Here is a 901-nt window from a genome sequence, read left to right on the forward strand (position 1 = left end):
AATCTCTTATATAAATAATTTATACGATTTATAGACACTCTTTTATTTCTTCAAAAAGTACTAAAATAGAGTTATTAATTGGTACATAAACGTCTAGTGAGGGCATGATATTCACCTCTTATCTGTTATAAGTAATAATGAATAGGAGGTGAATAGTGTAAAATGACTCCTATAGAGTGGACTCTGAAAAATAGATCTCTATAAGGTCCATTTTATTTTGTCCCAGCCTCTTTTGTGGTTAAATTTAAGTTAAATCATTTCAAGTAAATCATTCATGGATTCACTCATTGTAGGGTGAGTATAAATACCGTCTCGTAAACTCTTATATGAAATATTTTCATTAATTGCTAATGCAATTAAGTTGATCATTTCGTGAGCTTCGTAGCTGAAGAAGCTTGCGCCTAATATAAGGTCAGTCTCTGGATCAACTAATATTTTCAAAAAGCCGCTTGTTTCACGCAATACTTGAGCTTTAGGAACAGCAGCAACGGGCATCTTAGCAACTTTATAATTTTTACCAGCTTCAGTTGCTTCTTTTTCATTAAAGCCTACCCGTGCAAATGTTGGATCCACAAATGTTGCTGTAGGATAAACACGACGCGTTTCTAAATTATAGTTGGATTCTTCTCCTAGCAATTGAGGCAAAACAATACGGTAGTCATCCAAAGAAATATAAGTGAATTGTGGTCCACCTTTAACGTCGCCCACTGCCCAAATGTGTTCAACAGAAGATTGCAAGTGCTTGTTTACCTTGATTTCTCCACGAGCGCCGAGCGCCACGCCAGCCTTTTCAATATCTAATTTATTTGTGTTAGGAATACGGCCAGTAGCAACTAAAATTTCATTTAATTCAGCAGATTTTTCTTCGCCGTTTTGTTCAAATGTTAAACGTACACCATTA

1 protein-coding gene is annotated in these 901 nt (G+C 35.3%); it reads right to left on the bottom strand.

All coding sequences use genetic code 11. The features are described 5' to 3' along the window. Positions 1-249 precede the first annotated feature (249 nt). On the bottom strand, positions 250-901 hold a 652-nt coding region (locus HMPREF9088_RS10505; protein WP_007209230.1), incomplete at its 5' end, for an FAD-dependent oxidoreductase.

Source organism: Enterococcus italicus DSM 15952 (assembly GCF_000185365.1).
Taxonomy (GTDB): Bacteria; Bacillota; Bacilli; order Lactobacillales; family Enterococcaceae; genus Enterococcus_G; species Enterococcus_G italicus.